Genomic DNA, 16870 nt, shown 5'->3' with positions numbered 1-16870 from the left:
GCTGCTACCTGGACGAGTTTTAGTGTCGCCTGCCGCGTCGGCAATCGTACCAAGTTAGGATTCCGCGATTGGCCTTGGTACGTTCGTATGAGCGGGCTTTGCTGGTGGGTGTCGGGGTGGCATGCTGTGGCCCTTCAAGTCCCGGGCCTGATCGAACACGCCATGTCATTGACCGTCAGCGACATCATTCAGATTCCAGCATTGCGCACGCGCCTCATCGGAGGGGCTCAGGGGGTTGACCGACCGGTTCGCTGGGCACACGTCTGCGAGTTGGACGACCCGGCGCAATGGCTGGGGCCCGGGGAGCTGTTGATGAGCACCGGAATGGGCATCCCCGCAGGGCCGCAGGAACAGTGGCGTTATGTACACCGCTTGCAGGCGGCCGGACTCTCGGGGCTGATGATTGGCGAAAGCATGCAGGCACCGGAGGATCTTCAAGGCCTGCAGGACGCTGCCGATGCCTTGGGCTTCGCATTGCTGATGACCGAGTACGGTGTGCCGTTTTCCTCGGTGACCCGGGCCATTGTCGAGGCCACTCAACAGGAAGAAGTTGAGCGTCGGCAGGCCATCACTCGGCTCTACGAGAGTGCGCGCATGGGCATTCAGGGCTTGGGGCTCGAAGCGCTCTTGAACCGTCTGGAAAAAGACGTCAAAGCCAGCCTCAGGCTGCTCGATCCGCACACCCTGGAGCCCTATCTGACAGGGCTTCCAGAAGTCGTTGCCGCACAACGCTCAGCGCTGCAGCAGCGCTTGAAGCCTTCGGGCAATGTGCCTGTGGTGCAACGCTGGCGCTCAGGTGACGACGATGTCCTGCTGATGTTGATGCCCAGTCGACGTCCTTGTGTCCTGGTGGCGCAGGGCGAGAACCTGCCGGACTATGGTTTGTTGCATCACATGGCGGCGGTTTTGGGTATCGAGCTGGAGCGACTGCAGGTCGAGCGGGAACGGCATCTGCGACTGACCTCGGAACTGCTCGATGATTTGTTCCAGCAACGCTTGTCGGCTCGTCAACTGACCGAGCGTCTGCGAGTGTTTGGCGCGTCGCCGGAGCATCTGCGCGTTGCGGTGATGCACAACGACGGTCGGGAACTGGACGAGCTGGACGACCTGTTGTCACGGACCGAGGCCAAGGTGCTGATGCGCGTGCAGGGTGACGAGCTGCTACTGCTGCTATGGGGGGAGCACAGCCCCCGGACCGTTCAGGTGCGCCTGCACACGTGCCTGGGTCTGAGCAACCCACTGGGGCATGCCGAACGCGGCCTTGAGGCTTTGCGAGAGGCGCGTCTGGCCTTGGCGCATGCCAGCGCCGAGCAGCCCTTGGCATGCTACGAGCAGACCGAGACGATGGCTCCATGGCTGGCACAGAGCCTGGAGGGGGCGCACCAGACGTTTCAACGGGTACTGGGCAGTCTGCTGGAGTATGACCAACTGCAAGGCACGCAATTGCTGCGTACCTTGCAGGTATTCCTGCAGCAGAATCGCTCGTGGCTGATCGCCGCGAAGGTGTTGCATGTGCACAAGCAGACGCTGGTCTATCGCATTCGGCGCATCGAGGAAATTACCGGACGCTCTCTGGATCACACCGAGGACGTGGCGATTCTCTGGTTTGCCCTGCGCAGCGCCGAGGTCGCCGGGGTGCACGAGCGTATCGCTGCCTTCAAGGAATGATCACGAAGCTCTTTCTGACGGTTTCGCGGATGTCCCACTCGCCTTGGCAGTTTGCGGGAAAAAATACTGCATCGCCGGCGTGAATCTCTATCGCCGGGCCGTGGTCGGGTACAAAGAAGCCGTATCCGACTATGAAGTGACTGAACTCGCGCTCCAGTACCTGGCGGCGCCAGCGTCCAGGCGAGCATTCCCAGACCCCGGTCAGTAACGACGCGCCAGCATCCTCCATGCTTATGCGAGTCCTGGCCACCAACTCGCCGATGGGTTGTTTGACATCAACCGGCATTCCCAACGCCAGGCCTGAAGTGTTGCTGAAGATAATCGGGGCGCTCATGACGGCTCCTTTGATTCAAGGTTTTTTGTCTTCAAGGCCGGCGGGGGCCAGCTTGCTCAGCGAATGGGCCAGCCAGGATGGCGCACGACCCAATGCCTGCGCACGCTCCTTGCGCTTGACGGCATTGCGCACTAGCAGGCCGCCGCAGTAGCGCAAGGGTTCCGGTGGGAACCGGCGCACGGAGCGATTGACCAGGCCGCAGCGGCTCCATTGGTTGTCCAGGTCCAGAGCCAGACTGGCGAGAATCTGCCCCCCCAGATGGCTGGGTCCGACCCCATTGCCGCTCCAGCCCACGCCGTAGATGATCTGCGGCGCATCCTGCAGACGGCCGAACATGGGCAAGCTGTCATAGGTCCTGTCGATGGGACCCGACCAGCGATGTTCGATAGCCACGTCGGCAAGCTGCGGGTAGAGGCGCCGAAAGTCCTCTTCGACCTCGGCATGCAACTGTGGCAACTGGTCATAGCGAGTGCCGACCCGGCTGGCAAACGACATCAGGCCGGTGCCCTTGCCGAAGATGATTCGCCCGTCCTGGGTGGTGCGGTAATAGTCGACCATCTGTTGGGAGTCGGTAATGGCTTCGCCGCCGGTCCAGCCGATGGCCTGCAAGCGCTCGGGGATCGGCGCTGTGGCGATGATGGTGCTGCTGACCGGCAACACACTGCGGCGCAGTTGCGGTAACTCGGCAGACCAGGCATTGGTGGCCAGGACTACGCGTTGAGCTCGGAGCTGACCGTGGTCAGTGTGCAGGCACGTGGGTTGGCCGCGTTCCATTTGCCGAACCCGACTGTTTTCGAAAATGCGCACCCCCTGTTCCAGGGCCACTCGGCGCAGGCCGCGTACCAGGCGAGCCGGATGTACTGTGGCATTGCCCGCCTCAAATACACCTTCCAAGTGCATGGGGGAACCGCAGCGGCGAGCGATCTCAGCGTCGCTCAGACTGCTGAACACATCCTCGCCCAATGTTGCACAGGTGTGCTGCACGCTTTGCCAGGCGCCACGTTGGGCCTCGGTTGAGGCCGTCCATAACCAGCCTGACCGCACGAAGTGCGCATCAATGGCATGTTGCTCGCAGAATATTTCAATTTCTTCAATGGCCTGCGCGGAAGCTCGAGCCAGCTTCAGTGCCTCTGCTGCGCCGCACAGCGCAGTCAGGGAGCTGATCTTGGGCCACCATGACATGACGAAGCCACCATTGCGCCCTGAGGCACCTGCGCCGCAGATGTCCTGCTCGAGGATGGCTACGGTTTTTTCGGGAGCCAGTTGGCGAATGCGCAAGGCTGTCCATAACCCGACAAAGCCTCCGCCGATGATGGCGATGTCCACATTGCAGTGGCCTTCCAGCGCAGGCGCTGGGCTGAGCTCATCCGCTAATTCTTGTAGCCAGAGAGATCGTTGCATCGTTGATCCTGCCGATGTTTATCGAGCATTCACAGTGACGGCGAGCTGGGCTGGCGGGCAATTGAGCGAAGTACAGAAAATCCGGGCAGGACTTGTTCGAAGGTATGAAGCGTCAGCATTGCAAGCTGAAGCGGGCGACCCCAGTTCTTGATGCTGTCGGTGCTCGACACCGATTTTCTGCAGTTGCGCAAACGCCAACCGCCGCCCAGGCAGCAAAACCGGCCGATCTGCTTTATCCTCCCCGCCCTTCTCCTTCTTTCGAGTACTGACGCTGTTCATGGATACCCTTGCCCAACTGCGGGCCGGCCAATTGGCCGGCATCAAGCGCCTGGACCTGTCCTGCGGGCTGACCGAGTTCCCCCGGGAGATCTTCGATCTGGCCGACTCGCTGGAAATCCTCAACCTCAGCGGCAATGCACTGAGCAGCCTGCCCGACGACCTGCACCGGCTCACCCACCTGCGCATCCTGTTCTGCTCGGACAACCAGTTCAGTGAACTACCGGCCTGCCTCGGCCATTGCGCGCAACTGAGCATGATCGGCTTCAAGGCCAACCGCATCGAACGGGTCCCAGCCGCCGCCCTGCCGCCGCAGTTGCGCTGGCTGATCCTCACCGACAACCGCATCAGTGAACTGCCCGAAGAGCTGGGCCAGCGCCCGCTGCTGCAAAAGCTCATGCTGGCCGGCAACCGCCTGACCGCCCTGCCCCAGAGCCTGGGCCAGTGCCACAACCTGGAGCTGCTGCGGATCGCCGCCAACCGCCTGACCGAGCTGCCGCCGTTCCTCCTGGCCCTGCCGCGCCTGACCTGGCTGGCCTATGCCGGCAATCCACTGGAATCCGAGGCCGACGCCCAGGCCCTGGAGTCCACCCGCACCATCCCCTGGCACGAACTGCGCCTGGAGCAACGCCTGGGCGAAGGCGCCTCCGGGGTGATTCACCAAGCGTGGTGGCAGCCGACGGGAGAGCCCGCCCGCGCGGTGGCGGTCAAGCTGTACAAGGGCGAGATGACCAGCGATGGCTCGCCGCTGCATGAAATGAACGCCTGTATCAGTGCCGGGTTGCATCCGAACCTGATCCGGGTCGAGGGCCGCATCGTCGAGCATCCCCAGGGCCAGAACGGACTGGTGATGCAACTGATCGACCCCAGCTACCGCAACCTTGCGGCGCTGCCGAGCCTGGATTCCTGCTCCCGGGATATCTACCCGGATAACGCGCACTACCGTGCCGGCGTGATTCTGCGAATCGCCCGCGGCATCGCTTCGGTGGGCGCCCACCTGCATGCCCAGGGCATTACCCACGGCGACCTCTACGGCCACAACACCCTGTGGAATGAACAAGGCGACTGCCTGCTGGGGGATTTTGGCGCGGCGTCCTTCCATGCCAAGGACGAAACCCCGCAAAGCCGGGCGCTGCAACGCCTGGAGGTGCGGGCCTTCGGTGTCTTGCTGGAAGAATTGCTGGAGCGCGGGGATGGCTCGCTGAGCCTGGAACAGCGGCAGAAACTGGCGGCGCTGGTGCAGCGCTGCTGTCAGCCAGAGGTGCTGGCACGACCGGACTTTGCCCTGGTCTGTGAGGAATTGGCGGGGCTTTAAAACAGCTTCGCCGGCCAGCCGGCTCCTACAGAGGTTTGCAGGAGCCGGCTGGCCGGCGAATCGCGGTCTTAACCCGCCAGGCCGACGAACATGTCCTGCACGTCGTCATGGTTGTCCAGGCCTTCGAGGAAGGCCTCGACTTCAGCCATCTGCTCATCGCTCAGGCCGCTCACCGGGTTCTTCGGCTGATAGCCCAGCTTGGCCGACAACACGGTGAAACCTTGCTCGGGCAATGCCTTTTGTACGGCATCCAGGTCCGCAGGCTCGGTCAGGAACAGGGTTGCGCCCTCTTCACCCGGTTCGAAATCCTGAGCACCGGCCTCGATGGCGGCCAGTTCCGGATCGGCGTCCGGGCTGTCTGGCGAGGCTTCGATCATGCCCACGTGGTTGAAATCCCAGGACACCGAACCCGAAGCACCCAGTTGGCCCTTGCGGAAGGCCACACGGATTTCCGCCACGGTGCGGTTGATGTTATCGGTCACGCATTCAACGATCAGCGGCACCTGGTGCGGGGCAAAACCTTCGTAGGTCACGCGGTGGTACTGCACGGTCTCGCCCAGTTGGCCCGAACCTTTCTTGATGGCGCGCTCAAGGGTCTCGCGGGGCATCGAGGCCTTCTTGGCCTGTTCGACCACCAGCCGCAGGTGGGCGTTGGTGGCGACGTCAGCGCCGTTACGTGCGGCAATGGTGATCTCTTTCACCAGCTTGCCGAAGATCTTGCCCTTGGCGTTGGCTGCCGCTTCTTTGTGTTTAACCTTCCACTGTGCGCCCATTACTCACTCTCTTGATCTATGGCGTCGAGTTGGATTTGGCCGACGCGATGGGCAAGTTTATACGTCCTCAGGGCCCTGATCGACCAAAAAGTCAGCGACCGGCCCTACCCCGCCAGGCTTCAGCCCTTGTCGGCCTTGCCAGCGGCCGCAGCGAAACGCGCCAGACGCACATCCAGATGCCGCGGCCGACGCCCATGATCCTCGGCCCGCTCCTTGCGGCGAATGGCGTTGCGCACCATGAGCGAGCCCAGGTAGCGGATCGGCTCCGGGGGGAAGTAACCCAAGGGACCGTTGACCAGAGGCGAACGGGTCCAGGGATTGTCCAGGCCCTGGACCAGGGATGCGAGAATCTGCCCTCCCATATGACAGGGGCCCACGCCGCTGCCGGAATAGCCGAACCCATAGAAGAGGTTGCCGGCGCGGCTCATCTGGCCGAAGAAGGGCAACCCGGTGACCGAGCGATCCGACGGACCGTTCCAGGTCGCGGCCACCGGCACCTCGGCAAAGGCCGGGAAGAACTGCCCCAGGCTCTTGTGCAGCAACCCGGCATAGGGCGACGGCTGGTCGAACACCGGCAACATGCGCCCACCGTAGGCAAAGGTGTTGCCGCCCTTGCCGAGCATGATCCGGCCGTCCGGGGTGTTGTGGTAGTAGTGCACGAATATCCGCGAATCCAGCACCGTCACCCCGCTGGTCAAGCCGATCTGCTGCAGCAGTTGCGGACGCGGCTCGGTGATCAGCATGTCACTGGAAACAATCGCCACACTGCGTTCGAACTGCGGGAAGGCCCGGGCCATCCAGGCGTTCATCGCCAACACCACGCGCTGGGCACGGATCTGTCCCGAAGGGGTGCGCAACCGCGCCGGGCGCCCTTCTTCCAACCCGGTCATGGCGCTTTGCTCATGGATTCTGACCCCCAATTGCAAGGCCACCCGACGCAAGCCACGCACCAGCAACCCCGGCTGCACACTGGCGGCGGCCGGCGAGTACCAGCCTTCCAGGTGCTGGCTGGAACCGGCCATGCGCTGCACATCGGCCAAGGGGCGCTTCTCGAAGGAATTGATGCCCCGGCGTTCCAGGGCCGCGATCACCCCGTCGGTGGACCCGACCTGGGCCTGGTTGGTGGCGGTGTACAAGGTACCGTCGAGGCGATAGTGAGCCTCCACTCCATAGCGCTCGCAGAATGCGCCGATGGCGTGGATGCTGCGCTCGGACTCCTTGACCAGGCGCACCGCCTCCTCGATGCCGAACAGACGCTCCAGGGTGAAGTACTTGGCCGACCAGGACAGCGCACAGCCGCCATTGCGCCCACTGGCACCGGCGCCGCAGATATCCGCCTCGATCAGCAGCACATCCAGCCCGGGGTTCTGCTCCTTGAGCATGATGGCGGTCCACAAACCGGTGTAGCCGCCGCCGACAATGGCCACCTCGCAGGTGGTATCGCCCTGCAGAGGCGGACAGGGGTCCAGGGTTTCCTGTTGCAGGGCCTGTTCCAGCCAGAAAGGTCGCATGGGTGAGTCTCCAGGAAAAAAACGGCAAGTGGGTGCGCTGGCAAGCCAGCGCCTACAACACTTCGTAGGAGCCGGCTTGCCGGCGAAGGGGCAGAAAAGTCAGGAACGCAACGGCTTGATCAACAACGGTCCATTGGGAACGAGCCCGCGCACCGGCTCGCTCCCATGGGGTCGGCTGTTCCAGAACGGCATGAGCAACAGCGCCGAGACCAGGGCACAGCCGGCAAACACGATGAACACCGTCACCGTGTCGAAATAGCCCGGCAACAAGCCCCCCAGTACTGCCCCCACCGAGCCGCAGCCATTGACGAAGCCTGCGGCCGTGGCCCCGGCCTTGGCCGAACCGAAATCAATGGCCGCCGCGCCGCTGATCATCGAGTCCGGCCCGTACAGGGTCAGCCCCATGAAAAACAGCAGCAGCATCACCAGCAGCACGCTGCCGGTGTGCAGCGCCCCCATGAACAGCGCCAGGGACACCGTCAGCGCCAAGAGGCTGAGGACACAGGCCGGCATGCGCCGGGCACCGAACAGCTTGTCCGAGGCCAGGCCGATCATGATCGGCCCCAGCAGCCCGGCCAGCTCGAAGGTGGTGGGCACGATCGCCGCCCCCACCTTGCCCACCGACGGCATCTGCTCATAAACGATCACCGGTCCCCACAGCAGAATCGCGTAGCGCGCCGGTTTGAGCAGGAAGTACGACAGGCCGAGCACCAGCACCGTGCGATTGCGCAGGATCTCCCGCAACGGCTCCCAGACACTCAGGCGGCGCTCGGCGGCCTCCTCCTCGGCACTCTGTGGCGCCAATGGCTCCACCGCCGGCAAACCCACATCCTGCGGGGTGTTGCGCTGGAAGATGAAAAACAGCACCGCCGTCAGCCCCACCACCACTGCGCTGGAGATGAACGCCGCATGCCAGGTGCCGATCAGGGTATAGGCCCACCAGCCGGCAAAGGGCGACGCCACCAGCCCGCCAAAGGCGTAGCAGGAACTCCATAGCCCCAGGACCCGGCCACGCTCCCGGGCAGGGAAGAAACTGCCCATGTTCTTGCACAGCCCGGACCAGCCGGTGGACTGCGCCAGCCCCTGGATCAGCATGCACGTGGCGAACACCGGCAAGGTGGCGAAGCTGCCCATGACCAGGGCCGCGGCCGCGGAGATCAGCAGGCCGCCCAGCACCACCACCCGCGGGCCGAAACGGTCGGCGAAGATCCCCCAGGTGAACTGGCCCACGGCGTAGGCCGCCAGGTAGATGGCATCGAGGTTGGCCATGGCCATCTTGTCGAGGGTGAAGTCGGGATCGTCGGCGATCCCCAGTTTGGCGACGGAAAAGGCTTTGCGGGTGAAGTAGAACGCCGCGTAGGCGATCCAGGTGATGGCGAAAATCTGCACGCGCCAACGTTTGATGGTGCCGTTGTGCTTATTCATTGTGGTTCTGACCTCAGGGTGAGTGTGCCGGCAGAATGAGGAGCAAACGCCTGTGTTTTTTATTGTTGAGCACTGCAGCAGAGCCCTTGAGGCAGGCACTGCTGGTCAGATGAGTCCTGTTGCTTTCCCTGTTTCGGGACTTGGAGGTGCACGCACAGGCATCAGGGCCGGGTACGGGTCGACTGACGGGTCACCCGGGCCTTGAAAGATGGAAGCAATTACCAACTAATAAGTGAAATCGATTTATCGTATTTCAAATATAAGTCCAGCTTGTAAGAGGATCTGCCCATGTCGGTTTCCCACGCACAGTTGAAGGCCTTTCATGCGGTGGCCGTGCACGGCAACTTCACCAAGGCTGCCGAACGCCTGTTTCTCACCCAGCCGGCGATTTCCGATCAGGTGCGCAAGCTCGAAGAGCGCTTCGGCGTCATCCTGTTCCATCGCAACAAACGCTCGGTACGCCTCACGGATCTGGGAGAACGCCTGCTGGCCATCACCCAGCGCCTGTTCGTGGTGGAGGCCGAAGCCAAGGAACTGTTGCAGGATTCCCAGGCCTTGCAGACCGGCAGCCTGGTACTGGCGGTGGATGCCCCGGTGCATGTGCTGCCGCAGATCGCCCGGTTCTGCGAGCTGTACCCCGGGATCAATGTGAAGATCGAGACCGGCAACACCGATGAATCCCTGCTGCGTCTGTTCAACTACCAGGCCGACCTGGCCCTGCTGGGACGGGAGGTGGATGACGAGCGCCTGCTGTCCTTGACCCTGCGCAACGACCCGATGGTGGCCTTTGTCTCGCGCAATCATCCGTGGGCCGATCGCCAGTCCATCTGCCTGGCCGACCTGGACGACACGCCCCTGGTGCTGCGGGAAGTCGGCTCGGTAACCCGGCAGACCCTGGAAGAGGAAATGAACCGGGCCGGCCTGCGGATTCGCCCGACCATCCAGGTGGAGGGCCGGGAAGCCGCGCGAGAGGCGGTAGTGGTGGGGATTGGCGTGGGGGTGGTCTCGGCGGCGGAGTTCGGCGCCGACTCCCGGGTCTGCGCCCTGCCGATCATCGACTGCCAGCGGCGCATGACCGAAACCCTGGTGTGCCTGCGCGAGCAGAGTTCACGGCGGATCGTCGCGACCTTTCTCGATCTGGTACGCGAAAGCCTGGCCTCCCCCACCGCTCCGTAGGCGCCGGCTTGCCGGCGAAGGCGATCCCTCGGGCCTCTTCGCTGACAAGCCAGTTGCTACGGGGCGGTCAGGCAGGAGCCAGGGCGAAAAACGCCTGGATCAGGCGCAGGTCACGGCGCCGTTCCATGCAACCGAGCATGTGCCGGTTGATCAGGCCAGCGCCACGAATCGGCACCGTGCACACCCGCGGGTCGTGCCCCACTTCCACTGAACTGACGATCCCGACCCCCAACTGCGCCGCCACCGCTTCGGTCACCGCCTCGCGGCTGTCCAGTTCCAGCAGCACGCGGGGCTGGACCCTGGCCAACACGCAAGCCTCATCAAAGGTGCGCCGGGTGATGGAACTGGGTTCGCGCAGCACCATGATCACCTGATCCAGTTGTTCGATGGCAATGCCTTCGGGCAGCTCCAGCCAGGGATGCCCCTGGGGCACCAGGGCACACATCCGCGACTCACCCAGGCTTTGCAGGTGCAGGCCCTTGCGCGGCTCGACTTCGGTCAGCACCGCCACGTCGGCGTGTTCCGACAGCAGCGCCGCCAGGGTTTCCTGGGCATTGCCCAGGCGCAGGTTGACCGTCACCCCCGGATACTTCGCCCGCAGGCTGGCCAGCATCGGCATCACCATGTGCGGGCCATCCGCCGCCACTTCCAGGCGCCCGGTCAGCAATTGCCGGTTGGCCTCGAGCATGGCCTGGGCCTCTTCGGCCAGGCCGAACATGGCCCGGGTGATGGCCGCCAGCTTGATGCCTTCCTCGGTCAGCTCCACCCGGCGCGCAGTGCGCCGCAGCAGTGTGATCTGGTAATGCTCTTCCAGGGCCTTGATATGCCCGGTCACCGCCGGCTGGCTGATAAACAGCCGCCCGGCGGCCCGGGTGAAGCTGCCTTCACGGGCCACGGCGTCGAATGCGCGGAGTTGAAACAGGTTCATAGCTATCGGCCTCACTGATGGCTGGCATAACAACAAACAATTTGATTGATGACAAGGCAAACTGCAATTTAGTCCCCGTAGCTTCATCCCATCATTTTCGAGGACACAGCATGAGCATCGCCGAGCCAATCCTGCTTACCCCCGGGCCCCTGACCACATCCGCCCGCACCCGCCAGGCGATGCTGGTGGACTGGGGTTCATGGGATGACCGCTTCAACCAACTGACAGCCAGCCTGTGCCAGCAACTGCTGGCCATCGTCAACGGCGCCGACAGCCACCACTGTGTCCCCCTGCAAGGCAGCGGAACCTTCGCCGTGGAAGCCGCCATCGGCACCCTGGTGCCCCGCAACGGCAAGGTCCTGGTGCTGATCAACGGTGCCTACGGCAAGCGCCTGGCGAAAATCTGCGAAGTGCTCGGCCGCGACTTCAGCACCTTTGAAACCGCCGAGGACGAACCCACCACCGCCGCCGACGTCGAGCGCCTGCTCCAGGCCGACCACCGCATCAGCCACGTGGCCCTGATCCACTGCGAAACCAGCACCGGCATCCTCAACCCGCTGCCGGAGATCGCCCAGGTCGTGGCCCGCCACGGCAAACGCCTGATCATCGATGCCATGAGCTCCTTCGGCGCCCTGCCCATCGATGCCCGGGAAATCCCCTTCGACGCATTGATCGCCGCCTCCGGCAAATGCCTGGAAGGCGTGCCCGGCATGGGTTTTGTCTTCGCCCGCAAGGAGTCCCTGGCCCAGGCGGCGGGCAACGCCCATTCCCTGGCCATGGACTTGCACGACCAGCACAGCTACATGGCCAAGACCGGCCAGTGGCGCTTCACCCCGCCGACCCACGTGGTCGCTGCGTTACATGAAGCCCTGCTGCAGTACAACGAAGAAGGCGGCCTGCCGGCACGCCATGCGCGCTACGCCGACAACTGTCGGACACTGCTGGAAGGCATGGGGAACTTGGGCTTGCGCAGCTTTCTGCCGGAAGCAATCCAGGCGCCGATCATCGTCACCTTCCATGCCCCGCAAGACCCGCGTTACCAGTTCAAGGACTTCTATGAACGGGTCAAGGCCAAGGGCTACATCCTCTACCCGGGCAAGCTGACCCAAGTCGAAACCTTCCGCGTGGGCTGCATCGGTCACGTCGACCGCCGCGGCATGCAGGCCGCCGTCGCCGCCATCGCCGAGGTACTGCAGGAAATGGAAGTCCAGAACATCTGACTCCCCGCCGTGCCTGCAACAGCGAGCTTGCTCGCGAAACAGGCGCTGCGATCCCGAACCTTTTTCCGCGAGCAAACTCGCTCCTACACAGGCATTGAAACCATGAACTACAGCAACCCTTCTCAGTTGCAAGCAGCGATCCTCGACTGGGCCGGCACCGTGGTGGACTTCGGCTCCTTCGCTCCGACGCAGATCTTTGTCGAAGCCTTTGCCGAATTCGATGTGCAGGTGTCTATCGAAGAAGCCCGCGGCCCCATGGGCATGGGTAAGTGGGACCATATCCGCACCCTGTGCGACCTGCCGGAGGTGGCCGAGCGCTACCGTAAAGTCTTCGGTCGTACACCCACCGATGCCGACGTCACAGCCATCTACGAGCGCTTCATGCCATTGCAGATCGAGAAAATCGCCGAGCATTCGGCACTGATTCCCGGCGCCCTGGAAGTGATTGCCAAGCTGCGCGAGCAAGGCATCAAGATCGGCTCCTGCTCCGGCTACCCCAAGCAGGTGATGGACAAGGTGGTGGCCCTGGCCGCCAGCAACGGCTACGTCGCCGACCATGTAGTGGCCACCGACGAAGTGCCCAACGGTCGCCCCTGGCCGGCCCAGGCCCTGGCCAATGTGATCGCCCTGGGCATCGATGATGTTGCCGCCTGCGTGAAGATCGACGACACCGTGCCAGGGATTCTCGAAGGCCGTCGCGCCGGCATGTGGACCGTGGCCCTGATCTGCTCGGGCAACGCCCTGGGCCTGAGCTATGACGGCTTCCGTGCCCTGGCCAGCGACACCCTGGCCAGCGAGCGCAAGCGCATCCATAAACTGTTCGAGGCTTCGCGCCCGCACTACATGATCGACACCATTGCCGATCTGCCTCAGGTCATCGCCGACATCAACCAGCGCCTGGCCCGAGGAGAGATGCCCCAGAGCCACTGATCAGGCCCCAGCTCCACAACCAAACGGCGGCGCTCCTGGCACCGCCGTTTTTTTATCGGGCATTGCCCCGCCAGGGCCCTGGCAAGGGCGATAAAAGCCCCTGTCGACTCAGGCAAACCCTCGGATAGCGGATTACAGTTACAGCACTCCGTCATTCAAGAACGGAGGCTTCAGACCTGATGACCGAGGATGTCCCGTATGCCCTGGAAAAACACTGAGTCTCGCTACAGCAGCATGACGATCACCCTGCACTGGTTGATGCTGGTGCTCTTGGCGGTGGTTTACGCCTGTATTGAATTTCGCGGCATCTTTCCCAAGGGCAGCGGCGCTCGCACGCTGATTGTCGAAGCCCACTTCATGCTCGGCCTGACGGTGTTCGTTCTGGTCTGGCTGCGCCTGTTCGCACGCACCCAGGGCGTCGCACCGAAGATCGTGCCCAACCCGCCCCAGTGGCAGAGGCTGCTGGCGACGCTCATGCACTGGGCACTCTACCTGTTCATGATCGCCATGCCGCTGCTCGGTTGGCTGACCACCAGCGCCAAGGGCCATCAAGTGATGTTCTACGGCTTCGATCTGCCGCTGCTGGTGACAGAGGACAAAAACCTGGCCAAACAACTCCAGGGCTGGCACGAACTGCTGGGTACCTTCGGCTACTGGCTAATCGGACTGCATGCCCTGGCCGGGCTCTATCACCACTACGTGATGCGCGATAACACCCTGCAACGCATGTGGCGCAAACCGGATCAGGCCTGATCGGCGAATCCACGGCGGCCTTGCAAGCCGCCGGTATGCACGAAGATCAACCGGCTACCCGCGGCAAAGCGCCCGGCCAGGACCTGCGCCTGCAAGGCCAGCAGGGCCTTGCCGGTGTACAGCGGTTCCAATGGCAAGCCGCTGTATCGCTCACTCAGTTGGATGAACTCCCGCAACTCTGCGTCGACCTTGGCAAAACCGCCACGACTGCTGTCCAGCAGCTCATAACGGCCACTGTTCAGCCCGGCCTCCTGCAAAATATCCGCAACCTGCTGCGCCACCCCGTGATCCGCAGGCACCGCCAGTGCGCCATACACCGGGTGCACGCCAGCCTCCGCCAGCACCAACCCCGCCAGGGTGGTGCCAGTACCGACGGCCAGCCACCAACCGTGATAGTCGCTCCAGCCCAAGGCCGGTAACTGTTGCTGCACCTGTTGTAGCAACGGCCGGCAGCCTAAAGCCCCCGCCAGGCCACCGCCCCCCTCGGGCACCGGATACAGCTCGGGGTACTGCGCCTGCCAAGGCGCCCAGAAACCGGGGGCATGGCGCCCCCGGTAACCGGCGTAACCCAGCCAGTGCACCTGCATGCCGAAACGCTGCAGGTCGCGCACGGTCGGGGTGTCTTGTGGATGGCCGCGCAACAGCCCGACCGTGGGGAAGGCAAAACGTCGACCGGCAGCGGCCAGGGCGTGCAGATGATTGGAATGGGCACCGCCCAGGCTGATGATGCCGGCGGCACCACACTGGCGCGCGGCTGCCAGGTGTTCGGTCAGCTTGAACCACTTGTTGCCGCTGATCAGTGGATCGATCAGGTCCAGGCGCAGCACCGCCACCTCGACCCCGGCTTGAGACAGCCAGTCCAGGTCCAGCCGTTGCAGCGGTGCCTGGGGCAGCCAATCGAAGGAATCGGGAAAGGACATCGGCGTCAGGTTCAACATGCAAAGAGGCGCAGTCTACCAGTGCGCCTCTTTGCCCGCTGCGTGTCGCTGACGCCGTTACAGCTGTGCCGCCAGGCGCGAGCCCTGATTGATGGCACGCTTGGCGTCGAGCTCCGCGGCCACATCGGCGCCGCCGATCAAGTGCACATTCTGCCCTGCGGCCAGCAGGCCGTCCTGCAGCTCACGCAGCGGGTCCTGACCGGCGCAGATGACGATGTTGTCGACCGGCAGCACCTGGGGTTCTCCTGCCTCGCCAATGCGGATATGCAGACCGGCGTCGTCGATCTTCAGGTATTCGACGCTGTTGAGCATCTGTACCTGCTTGTTCTTCAACCCGGTGCGGTGAATCCAGCCGGTGGTCTTGCCCAGGCCGTCGCCAACCTTGGTTTTCTTGCGCTGCATCAGGAACACCTGACGGGCCGGTGCATGGGGCTCAGCCTTGATTCCCGCTACGCCGCCACGGGCTTCGAGCTGGGTGTCGATGCCCCATTCCTTCCAGAACGCTTCACGGTCCTGGCTGGTGGCCACGCCCTGGTGCACCAGGAACTCGGAGACGTCGAAGCCAATGCCACCGGCACCGATCACTGCCACGCTCTTGCCGACCGGCTTGCGCTCCAGCAACACATCCAGGTAGCTCAGGACCTTGGGATGCTCCACCCCGGGAATCGCCGGCACACGCGGGGCGATACCGGTGGCCAGGATGATTTCGTCAAAACCGCCGGCCACCAGTTGCTCCACATCCACCCGGGTGTTCAGGCACAGCTCGACATGGCTGGTCTGCAGCTTGCGCTTGAAGTAACGCAGGGTTTCATAGAACTCCTCCTTGCCCGGCACCCGCTTGGCGATGTTGAACTGGCCACCGATCTCGCTGGCGGAGTCGAACAGGGTCACCTGATGGCCACGTTCAGCGGCCACGGTAGCGGCGGACAGGCCTGCCGGGCCGGCCCCCACTACGGCAATCTTCTTGATCTGCGTGACCGGCAGGTAGTTCAGCTCGGTCTCGTGGCAGGCACGGGGGTTGACCAGGCAACTGGTGAGCTTGCCGCCGAAGGTATGGTCCAGGCACGCCTGGTTACAGCCGATGCAGGTGTTGATCTCGTCGGCGCGACCGGCGGCGGCTTTATTGACGAAGTCCGGATCGGCGAGGAACGGCCGAGCCATGGAAACCATGTCGGCATCGCCCTCGGCGAGGATCTGCTCAGCAATTTCCGGGGTGTTGATGCGGTTGGTGGTGATCAGCGGAATACTCACCGAACCGCGCAGCTTGGCCGTGACTTTGCTGAATGCGGCGCGAGGCACCTTGGTGGCGATGGTGGGAATTCGCGCTTCGTGCCAGCCGATCCCGGTATTGATGATGGTGGCGCCGGCCTGTTCGATGGCCTGGGCCAGCTGCACGATTTCTTCCCAGGTGCTGCCGCCTTCCACCAGGTCGAGCATCGACAGGCGGAAGATGATGATGAAGTTCGGACCGACCGCCTCACGCACCCGGCGAACGATTTCCACTGGCAGGCGCATGCGGTTTTCGTAGCTGCCGCCCCAGCGGTCGGTGCGGTGGTTAGTGTGGGCCGCCAGGAACTGGTTAATGAAATAACCTTCCGAGCCCATGATTTCGACGCCGTCGTACTCGGCTTTCTGGGCCAGGGTCGAGCAGGTGACGAAGTCTCGGATCTGCTTCTCGATGCCTTCCTCGTCCAGCTCCTTGGGCTTGAACGGGTTGATCGGCGCCTGGATCGCGCTGGGGGCGACCTGCTTGGGGCTGTAGGCATAACGCCCGGCGTGGAGAATCTGCATGCAGATCTTGCCGCCCGCCTCGTGCACCGCACGAGTGACGATCTGATGCTTGAGGGCCTCTTCCTCGGTGGTCAGCTTGGCAGCGCCGGAATACACCCCGCCCTCGTCGTTGGGACCGATACCGCCGGTGACCATCAGGCCCACGCCGCCGCGGGCACGCTCGGCAAAATACGCCGCCATGCGCTCGAAACCGCCGGGCTTCTCTTCCAGACCGGTGTGCATGGACCCCATCAGGGTGCGGTTGCGCAGGGTGGTGAACCCCAGGTCGAGGGGGGCCAGCAAGTGCGGGTAAGGTGCGGCAGCCATGGTGTCACTCCAGATCGGGCAATCACGGAAAATGTGGAAGCTCTGCGTCTTCCATCGGTAGTGCTCCACAGACTAAGAGCACAGTATCCGGCGCTCAATGACCGTAACTGACAACTTATTGATCC

14 protein-coding genes are annotated in these 16870 nt (G+C 63.4%); 6 read left to right on the top strand and 8 right to left on the bottom strand.

Translation table 11 applies throughout. The features are described 5' to 3' along the window. Positions 1-126: 126 nt before the first annotated feature. On the top strand, positions 127-1668 hold the full coding sequence (locus J5M73_RS20765) for a PucR family transcriptional regulator ligand-binding domain-containing protein (protein ID WP_347709972.1): 1542 nt from the start codon (positions 127-129) through the stop codon (positions 1666-1668). On the opposite strand, the gene J5M73_RS20760 is transcribed toward J5M73_RS20765, so the two are convergent. Further along, positions 1658-2002, bottom strand: coding sequence for a cupin domain-containing protein (locus J5M73_RS20760; protein WP_102864672.1), 345 nt, complete (start codon positions 2000-2002; stop codon positions 1658-1660). The genes J5M73_RS20765 and J5M73_RS20760 overlap by 11 nt on opposite strands. A 15-nt stretch (positions 2003-2017) precedes the next feature. Next, complete coding sequence (locus J5M73_RS20755; RefSeq protein ID WP_102864671.1) at positions 2018-3403, bottom strand: FAD-binding oxidoreductase; 1386 nt, start codon at positions 3401-3403, stop codon at positions 2018-2020. Positions 3404-3680: 277 nt separating this feature from the next. On the opposite strand from J5M73_RS20755, the gene J5M73_RS20750 reads away from it, so the two are divergent. After that, entirely contained in the window at positions 3681-4994 is a 1314-nt protein-coding gene (locus J5M73_RS20750; protein WP_102864670.1) for a leucine-rich repeat-containing protein kinase family protein, read from the top strand. A gap of 68 nt (positions 4995-5062) precedes the next feature. Here J5M73_RS20750 and J5M73_RS20745 read toward each other — a convergent pair whose 3' ends face one another. The 3 genes from J5M73_RS20745 to J5M73_RS20735 all read right to left on the bottom strand — a co-directional run bounded on the left by J5M73_RS20745 (position 5063) and on the right by J5M73_RS20735 (position 8802). After that, on the bottom strand, positions 5063-5767 hold the full coding sequence (locus J5M73_RS20745; protein WP_060840179.1) for a YebC/PmpR family DNA-binding transcriptional regulator: 705 nt from the start codon (positions 5765-5767) through the stop codon (positions 5063-5065). A 119-nt stretch (positions 5768-5886) separates the two neighbouring features. Then, positions 5887-7278 carry an FAD-dependent oxidoreductase gene (locus tag J5M73_RS20740; RefSeq protein WP_102864669.1) on the bottom strand — a complete coding sequence of 464 codons (1392 nt, stop codon included), beginning with the start codon at positions 7276-7278 and terminating at the stop codon, positions 5887-5889. 99 nt (positions 7279-7377) lie between these two features. After that, complete coding sequence (locus tag J5M73_RS20735; RefSeq protein ID WP_258009286.1) at positions 7378-8802, bottom strand: MFS transporter; 1425 nt, start codon at positions 8800-8802, stop codon at positions 7378-7380. A 189-nt stretch (positions 8803-8991) separates the two neighbouring features. On the opposite strand from J5M73_RS20735, the gene J5M73_RS20730 reads away from it, so the two are divergent. Further along, positions 8992-9879: a LysR substrate-binding domain-containing protein gene (locus tag J5M73_RS20730; RefSeq protein ID WP_102864667.1), complete on the top strand. Its 888-nt coding sequence runs from the start codon at positions 8992-8994 to the stop codon at positions 9877-9879. A 67-nt stretch (positions 9880-9946) separates the two neighbouring features. On the opposite strand, the gene J5M73_RS20725 is transcribed toward J5M73_RS20730, so the two are convergent. Further along, a complete protein-coding gene (locus J5M73_RS20725) occupies positions 9947-10807 on the bottom strand; it encodes a LysR substrate-binding domain-containing protein (RefSeq protein ID WP_102864666.1) in 861 nt (286 codons plus the stop codon). 110 nt (positions 10808-10917) lie between these two features. Here J5M73_RS20725 and J5M73_RS20720 point away from each other — a divergent pair, with 110 nt between their 5' ends. The 3 genes from J5M73_RS20720 (at position 10918) to J5M73_RS20710 (ending at position 13710) form a co-directional block, all read left to right on the top strand. After that, positions 10918-12027, top strand: a complete 1110-nt coding sequence (locus tag J5M73_RS20720) for a 2-aminoethylphosphonate--pyruvate transaminase (RefSeq protein WP_102864665.1) — start codon at positions 10918-10920, stop codon at positions 12025-12027. A gap of 102 nt (positions 12028-12129) precedes the next feature. Continuing rightward, positions 12130-12957 (top strand): phosphonoacetaldehyde hydrolase, encoded by an 828-nt coding sequence (phnX, locus tag J5M73_RS20715; protein WP_110652855.1) that lies wholly within the window; start codon positions 12130-12132, stop codon positions 12955-12957. Positions 12958-13155: 198 nt separating this feature from the next. After that, positions 13156-13710: a cytochrome b gene (locus J5M73_RS20710; RefSeq protein WP_207166245.1), complete on the top strand. Its 555-nt coding sequence runs from the start codon at positions 13156-13158 to the stop codon at positions 13708-13710. Here the strand turns inward: J5M73_RS20710 and J5M73_RS20705 are convergent. Both J5M73_RS20705 and J5M73_RS20700 read right to left on the bottom strand, forming a co-directional pair. After that, positions 13701-14630 (bottom strand): pyridoxal-phosphate dependent enzyme, encoded by a 930-nt coding sequence (locus J5M73_RS20705; RefSeq protein ID WP_207816088.1) that lies wholly within the window; start codon positions 14628-14630, stop codon positions 13701-13703. The two genes, J5M73_RS20710 and J5M73_RS20705, sit on opposite strands and share 10 nt — an antisense overlap. Positions 14631-14705: 75 nt before the next feature. Continuing rightward, on the bottom strand, positions 14706-16745 hold the full coding sequence (locus J5M73_RS20700) for an NADPH-dependent 2,4-dienoyl-CoA reductase (protein ID WP_102864662.1): 2040 nt from the start codon (positions 16743-16745) through the stop codon (positions 14706-14708). Positions 16746-16870 lie beyond the last annotated feature (125 nt).

It is taken from the genome of Pseudomonas sp. 50_B (assembly GCF_017491625.1).
Classification (GTDB): domain Bacteria; phylum Pseudomonadota; class Gammaproteobacteria; order Pseudomonadales; family Pseudomonadaceae; genus Aquipseudomonas; species Aquipseudomonas danubii.
Note: the sequence above shows the minus strand (reverse complement) of the source record. Positions and strands in the feature narration are given on the sequence as shown.

Excerpts from the sequence above, each read along its gene's own strand:
- phnX (WP_110652855.1), top strand. The coding sequence starts at position 12,130 with ATGAACTACAGCAACCCTTCTCAGTTGCAAGCAGCGATCCTCGACTGG.
- J5M73_RS20740 (WP_102864669.1), bottom strand. The coding sequence starts at position 7,278 with ATGCGACCTTTCTGGCTGGAACAGGCCCTGCAACAGGAAACCCTGGAC.
- J5M73_RS20720 (WP_102864665.1), top strand. The coding sequence starts at position 10,918 with ATGAGCATCGCCGAGCCAATCCTGCTTACCCCCGGGCCCCTGACCACA.
- J5M73_RS20725 (WP_102864666.1), bottom strand. The coding sequence starts at position 10,807 with ATGAACCTGTTTCAACTCCGCGCATTCGACGCCGTGGCCCGTGAAGGC.
- J5M73_RS20730 (WP_102864667.1), top strand. The coding sequence starts at position 8,992 with ATGTCGGTTTCCCACGCACAGTTGAAGGCCTTTCATGCGGTGGCCGTG.
- J5M73_RS20745 (WP_060840179.1), bottom strand. The coding sequence starts at position 5,767 with ATGGGCGCACAGTGGAAGGTTAAACACAAAGAAGCGGCAGCCAACGCC.
- J5M73_RS20750 (WP_102864670.1), top strand. The coding sequence starts at position 3,681 with ATGGATACCCTTGCCCAACTGCGGGCCGGCCAATTGGCCGGCATCAAG.
- J5M73_RS20755 (WP_102864671.1), bottom strand. The coding sequence starts at position 3,403 with ATGCAACGATCTCTCTGGCTACAAGAATTAGCGGATGAGCTCAGCCCA.
- J5M73_RS20710 (WP_207166245.1), top strand. The coding sequence starts at position 13,156 with ATGCCCTGGAAAAACACTGAGTCTCGCTACAGCAGCATGACGATCACC.
- J5M73_RS20760 (WP_102864672.1), bottom strand. The coding sequence starts at position 2,002 with ATGAGCGCCCCGATTATCTTCAGCAACACTTCAGGCCTGGCGTTGGGA.
- J5M73_RS20705 (WP_207816088.1), bottom strand. The coding sequence starts at position 14,630 with ATGTCCTTTCCCGATTCCTTCGATTGGCTGCCCCAGGCACCGCTGCAA.
- J5M73_RS20700 (WP_102864662.1), bottom strand. The coding sequence starts at position 16,745 with ATGGCTGCCGCACCTTACCCGCACTTGCTGGCCCCCCTCGACCTGGGG.